This window comes from Ruminococcus sp. (assembly GCF_017650195.1).
Classification (GTDB): domain Bacteria; phylum Bacillota; class Clostridia; order Oscillospirales; family Ruminococcaceae; genus Ruminococcus.
The window spans coordinates 1-6,388 of sequence record NZ_JAGCFH010000010.1 but is presented as its reverse complement, the minus strand read 5'-3'; the positions used below and the strand labels follow the sequence as shown (position 1 = coordinate 6,388).

The window sequence follows — 6,388 nt, the reverse complement described above, 5'->3', positions numbered from 1 at the left end:
CGGAATGTGGAGCAACTTCATTCTGTCCGTGTATTCATTTTTCAAGAGATCAGCTAGTTCATCAAGGTAAAACGAACAAATATCAATATCATATCCATCAAATGATGCATACGAAGCAGACATTAATTCTTCAGCAAGCAATTGGATCTTTTCTGCGTTTTTATCTATTTTATCGGCTATGTCTGAGGCCATTGGAGAATTGGAATATAGTCCAGTGCGAACGGCATCAGTATAGAGCCGTATATTTGCAACGGGAGTTTTTACGCCATGAGCAATTGATGTTACTAGTTTCTGGCGTTCACCCTCGAGAATGTGTATTCGTCGGCTGTTTGAAGCCAGAACATCCGAAAGCATATTCATCCCCCATATGTATTTTCCAAAGTAGCGGTTTTTACTTTCGGGGAGTTTTTGAATATCTTTAAGTTTTGCGAGCCTTTCGGGGTACTCAGAGAGCTTTCTGAATGGCATTATGATTTTGATGTATGTACCTGAGATAAATATTACGACTAATATGAAGCAGATACATAAAACAGCATTTACACATAGCCTAAGTAAAATAGAGGGAGTATCTGAGAATTGATATTCTATGAGTCCAACAAGATCTCCGTTTTTGTTATATAAACTGCATAATGCACATCTCTCATTTGCAGCTTTGAAAAATCTTGAATTGTTGTCAGAATTAATTGGTATGAATAAAATGGAAATAGGTGCTTTTTCTCCGTATGTATCTTTCCATAATTCTTGATTTTCAGTGATCGTTTTATCAGGTGTTTCATCACTGTTGACATAGTTTTCGGTAATAATGTGATTTATCCTGTTTGCAACGGTGTTTATATCAATATTCCGCCTTTGAGACATTTTGGTAAAGAGAATATTGAAGCATGATATTACAGCAATAAAGAGTACAGTTGCAACAATCAAAATACGAACAATCTTTTTCATTTGCTTGCACCAAATCTGTATCCTATCTTCCATACTGTTTGAATGAGTTGAGGAGAGTTAGGATCCTGTTCTATTTTTTCACGAAGCCATCGTATGTGCACGCTTACGGTGCTTGGTTCAGTGAAACAGTCGGTCCCCCAGACAGCACAGAACAGGTCTTCTTTGCTTATGGCTTCACCTTCGTGTTCCATGAGGAATTGTAGAAGTTCAAATTCTTTAACATTAAGTTTTAGTTCATTATTATTTAGTGTAACACGACGTGAAGCAGTGTCAAGTGATATACCATAGTAGTTTAATATCCTACCAGTGTTGCTTTGTGTTTTCCGTTTCATTAATGCCCGAATCTTTGCAGTAAGAACCTTAACTGAAAAAGGTTTGTCAATATAATCATCCGCTCCCGTTTCATAGCCGAGCAGCTTGTTCTCCTCGCTGGTCTGAGCGCTCATCATTATAATAGGAATATCCTGGTTCCTGCGAATCATTTCGCATGTTTCATAACCATTCATGGCTGGTAGCATAACATCGAGCAGCAGAAGGCGAAAAATATTTTCTTTAAGCAACACAAGGGCTTCCTCAGCAGAGCTGCAAAGCTTTACCGAGTAGCCCTCTTTTTTCAGAAAATCACTTAGGAGTTGCCCAAGTTCAGCGTCATCTTCAATAATAAGAATATCAGTCATATCATTCTCCATGCATGAAATTCAGATAAGGATTATATGTGTATCATTTATTTCCAGCTGCCAAGATCGATGAATACAGGTTTGTCATCAACGCCATCTTTGTCAGTTAGTAAAGCATGTAATTTACACGTTGAATAGTCTACCAACATCATATGAACCAGGTTATTACTTCGGATTCGATAGAGGTCATTATCTGTTTTTTCGCATGTCATTAGTTGCTTCATACGCTTAAGAGACAGATTATTTTCATTACAAAAAAGTTCATTGTATCTTTTCCATCTGATAATGTTATTTGTAACTAAGGAAAGATTGTCGTTGTTACCTTCGGCAGCAAAGGAATTTACTGCACATATATAATTAGGATTGTTCCAATCAACGCCTGTCATCAGTGGAGTATTACTATCTCGTATCAGCGAAGTACCAATCTCATCGGAAACACAGAGTTCTGCAACAAAAGCATCACTTTTATCCGTTGCCAGGACATTTACACAGTATGGAAATTGAGAAGCATTTGAAACAAGGTATGTTGCAGCTTCTTTCGCATTGGTGCAGTTTTCAAGAGCGTATCTTAATGCATATGTGTAGCTTATTTTATTGTTACTGGTATATTCTACCATATTGTCGCTTCCTACGTCAAGTTCTCCGAGCATCAATCCATCATTATTTACTGCAGAAAGAATTGTGAGTGATCCTAGATAAGATAATGAAACGAAACTCTTATCGCCGTTTTTCATGTGTATAAATGCATGATTTTCACATAATTGATTATTACTTCCTAGTTGCCATTCAAGGAGCCGGCAGGTTAATCTTTCTCCGGTCGAAGTTGTTTTTCCATTAGCAGAAATTGCGCTACATGCAGTAGAACGTAGTACGTCTGGAACAAATTGGATAAGGATGGCTTCTTCTTTTGAAAGAATGCCATCTTCTTTTATACCTGTACTGTTTCCGCTTATTGTATCGGCAAAACCTTCTAGCTCGTCTTTGTATTCTTTGTCTAGAGATGAAAAGAAGTGGTCAGTTCTTTTTTCAATACTTGAATAATCGTTGTTGAGATCGTTGAAAGCAGCATTGATATTTTCGAAAATATACCCTTCACAAAAAACTGTATAATTTTCATATGCGAGTTGTATAGCCTCAGCGTATGCGGCGCCGACATCATAAGGAGTGCCTAGTTCTTTATCTAGTGTAACATCATAATAGCTATTCTTACATTGTATTTCACATAGTTTGTCAGAACTAGATACGGTCTTATAAGTGTTTTCTGTAACAGAAAGCAATTCTTCATCACTATTGTCCCTGTATATGTTTTCTATTGGTTGAAGAGTACTTGGTCCCTGTTCTGGTATAACAAATTCTTCGTATCCTCTTCTTCCACACGAACTTATAGCTGAGGAAAACGTAATTAGTGCTGTGAGTATAATTGTTATCTTTCTCTTTTCCATTACTTGTTCCTCACCATCCACGTTCCATGAGCCACTTACTCAGGATATGTTCTCTGTTTGAAAGCTCACCTTCGTCATTAAGTTTACCTAGTTCAATCTCTCCTTGAATATCACCGTCCATAAGATATAGTATCTTATCGCTCATAGCTGCAACTTTTACGCTGTGAGTGACCATCATGATACTTGTACCTTCACGGTTTGTATTTGTCAGTTCGCGCATAACATCAGCAGCTGCTTTTGAGTTAAGTGCTCCTGTTGGCTCATCTGCAAAGATAATCTGAGGTCGGTTTATTAGCGCTCTGCATAAGCAAGCTCGCTGAAGTTGGCCACCAGATACCTCATTAACTTCATGTTCTGCAGTCTCAATAATATCTAATCTTCTCATAAGAGATTCTGCTCGTTTGTTAGCTTCACTATGCGACATTCCAGCCTGATATGCCGGAAGTACAATATTGTCGAGTATGCAGAGCTTTTTCATCATATACATCTGCTGAAATATGAATCCCATTTCAGTAAGGCGAAGTTTTGATAGTTCTTTCTTGTTGAGTGAGCCTAAATCTCTTCCAATGAATTCTACTGTTCCTGAAGTCATTGAATCCATGCCGCTGACTGTGTAGAGCAGAGTGGATTTGCCGCTTCCACTCGGCCCCATAACAGTGACGAATTCACCCTCGCTGAGCTCGAAGCTGATATTCCTTAGCACATTGTTGCTGTTTTTCCTTATTATGTATGTTTTGCAAAGGTCCTTGACCGATAAGACTGTATTCATTTATGTTCCTCCGTTTATTCCTCGGATATCTTCCAAATACCGATGTGTTTTATGTCTCTCAGCGTGAATCGTGCCGTCAGCAGCAAGCAGAAAAGCATGATGAGCGGTATCACTATGAAGCTAATGGGAAATTCAAACTCGAATCCCATTCCCGTGACCTCGTACTGCCTCATAAAAGTTTCGAACATAATATTGCCGAGCGTCCAAATATACCCCTCGCCGAGTATCAGCGATATCAGCAGGAGTAGTGCTATCCTTATCATATACTCCGACTTTATTGTGATATCGCGAAAGCCCATGCTCTTTAGCAGAGCCGTCTCGGGTACCTCTTCGGCGACGAATATGCTCATGTAAAGGTATGTTATGAGCATCAGCACCAGCAGCACAGCTCCTCCCACGCCATATTCGAGAAGCAGGAACAGCCTGTCAAAGTTGCCGACATCGCGGCGTATGGCTTCGTTTCCGTCTAATACTCTTCCGTCAGTAAATTCTCTCAACTGTTTTATCACGGCAGGCTTTTGACTTTCGGGAGCGTCGATAGTACATCCCGTGTTGAACTCCCCTAATTTGTATGCGCCTTCGAAGTCGTCGCCCATTATCATTATAGGCGAGTTCTGCTCCATATAGTCTATCAGAGCTGTTATCACTATCTCTCTCTCGACAAGGACACGCCCAGTGTGGTCAGTATTGTTCTCGTTTATCCTCATCTTTATAACATCACCCGTTTTCACGCCTATCTTTTTTGCGGTATATGCGCTCATAGCGGCTTCGTTGGCAAGCTTCGGAGCTGTACCACCCTTTCGGTAGATGAACTTTTCAGGCTCGCCTTCCTTCCATTCAATACTGATATAATGGCTCGTTCCGTCATCGAGGTCAATGTATCCGCTTCCATCGTACATAAAGTCGTAATGGGCGGGTATTCCTGCTGCGGCAAATCTGTCATTCATTACTTCATAGAAGTTCCTGCCTGTTTTCTGCATTTCTCTGTGAATGCTGTCGTATTCATCATCAGAGTATCTTATTTTGAAATCGTAGTCGTGATACCCCCAGAAACGTGTGTAATGCGGGTTGATGATGCTGTTTCTGACATTGAATACCAGCAGGAGTATCGCCGCTCCGAGCAAATAGGCTATGATGAGGAAAATGTAGCGCTTGAAGCGCCCGAGGATATCCGTCAGCGCAAAGAACAGCGGCACAGACATCTTCTTCCTTTTGTGTAGAAACAGCGGGAAGCCCTTCTTGAAGCGCTCACCGTGGTTCTCGCCGTGAATGGCGTCGATAATGGATATTTTCTTTATCCTACGCATTACGAAGAGCGAGAAAGCTATCATTACGAATATCATCACAACTACGGACGCTATGCCGATAAGTACCATGACGTAACTCTCGGGGAGAATGACGTCGGGACCAAACATATTCACCAGTATAGCCGCAAGCGGGAGTCCCGCGGCTATACCTATGATACCGCCAACTATAGCAAAGGCTATGTATTTAGCGGCAAATATCCAGCGGAAGCTGAACGACTCTATACCCAGAGCCTTCATCATGCCAATCTCCTTTTCCTCGCTCTTGAGATCGACTATCATGGTGAAACGTATTGTCATAAAGATTATCGCGATAAGGAAAACACTTATGAGTATGATGAATACCGAAATTATCTGCATCATAACGAGATTGTCGTCAACATAGCCCATGTAGGCTATAGTTATCAGCGGAACGCCGTTTTCTTCAAGCTCGTTCTCGACAGCTTCTATCTTTATGTAGGAATTGTCCTTCAGGCATACGTTGTAGGAGGTGAACCTCCTGACGAAGCTCTCCGAAAGTACCTTGTAGTCCTCGTCGGAGACAATATATCTGCACAGTCCGTTAACGATATTGTCCTTGAATACAGTGCAGACCTCAAGTTCGTAAGTATCACCTGTATCGCTTGTTAACCTGATGAAATCACCCTTTTTTACGCCTGTCTCGAGTGATATTTCGGTTGGGACGGCGATACATCCGTTTGGTACATAAAATGGCTCGTCGTCAAGGTCATAGGTGAGGTCGTGCTCACGGGGGAGTGTTAAAAAGCACTGTATCTTACCGCTGAAGACGTAGGAGTTATCTTCCTCGTCGTAGTCGGGGAAGTCCAGATTCTTAATATTTATCAGCGTCATCTCCGACATGCTCCATTCGCTGACATTGTTGATGCTGTCGAGATGCTCCACGGCTTTTTGACTTATCTCTTCGCTGCCTTCCTTGTTCCTTACTGTCCAGAATATAGCGTCAGAACTGTGACACAGTCTCTTTGCCGTCTGCTCACGGGTGAAATTGGAGAATATCTGCACCGAGCCTGCAAATACAAGTATCGACGCGACAGATATGAATATGAACAGTATTACGTTCAGACCTTTTTTTCGTTTAAGGTCGCTTTTCAGCATTTTAAAGAACATATCCCTAACCTCCGATGTATTTTTTCCTTGCCGCTGATATTATGATAACACATTAAAGTTTAAAAAGTCTTTAAATAAAATAATTTTTCAACAATCAATTAATATGATGCGAAGATTCATTATTAT

Annotated in this window: 5 protein-coding genes; all 5 read right to left on the bottom strand. The window is 40.8% G+C overall.

The window, feature by feature from the left end; genetic code table 11:
- On the bottom strand, positions 1 to 942 hold a 942-nt coding region (locus J6U00_RS00325), incomplete at its 3' end, for a histidine kinase dimerization/phospho-acceptor domain-containing protein (RefSeq protein ID WP_296577446.1).
- Positions 939 to 1,619, bottom strand: a complete 681-nt coding sequence (locus J6U00_RS00320; RefSeq protein WP_296577444.1) for a response regulator transcription factor — start codon at positions 1,617 to 1,619, stop codon at positions 939 to 941. The genes J6U00_RS00325 and J6U00_RS00320, both read right to left, overlap by 4 nt.
- A gap of 47 nt (positions 1,620 to 1,666) precedes the next feature.
- Positions 1,667 to 3,061 carry a C45 family autoproteolytic acyltransferase/hydolase gene (locus J6U00_RS00315; protein WP_296577441.1) on the bottom strand — a complete coding sequence of 465 codons (1,395 nt, stop codon included), beginning with the start codon at positions 3,059 to 3,061 and terminating at the stop codon, positions 1,667 to 1,669.
- A 10-nt stretch (positions 3,062 to 3,071) separates the two neighbouring features.
- On the bottom strand, positions 3,072 to 3,830 hold the full coding sequence (locus J6U00_RS00310; RefSeq protein ID WP_296577439.1) for an ABC transporter ATP-binding protein: 759 nt from the start codon (positions 3,828 to 3,830) through the stop codon (positions 3,072 to 3,074).
- Between the two features lie 14 nt (positions 3,831 to 3,844).
- Positions 3,845 to 6,262 (bottom strand): ABC transporter permease, encoded by a 2,418-nt coding sequence (locus J6U00_RS00305; RefSeq protein ID WP_296577437.1) that lies wholly within the window; start codon positions 6,260 to 6,262, stop codon positions 3,845 to 3,847.
- Between the last annotated feature and the right edge of the window lie 126 nt (positions 6,263 to 6,388).

Bases quoted from the DNA above. Each gene is read 5' to 3' on its own strand.
- J6U00_RS00320 (WP_296577444.1), bottom strand. From the start codon at position 1,619: ATGACTGATATTCTTATTATTGAAGATGACGCTGAACTTGGGCAACTC.
- J6U00_RS00315 (WP_296577441.1), bottom strand. From the start codon at position 3,061: ATGGAAAAGAGAAAGATAACAATTATACTCACAGCACTAATTACGTTT.
- J6U00_RS00310 (WP_296577439.1), bottom strand. From the start codon at position 3,830: ATGAATACAGTCTTATCGGTCAAGGACCTTTGCAAAACATACATAATA.
- J6U00_RS00305 (WP_296577437.1), bottom strand. From the start codon at position 6,262: ATGTTCTTTAAAATGCTGAAAAGCGACCTTAAACGAAAAAAAGGTCTG.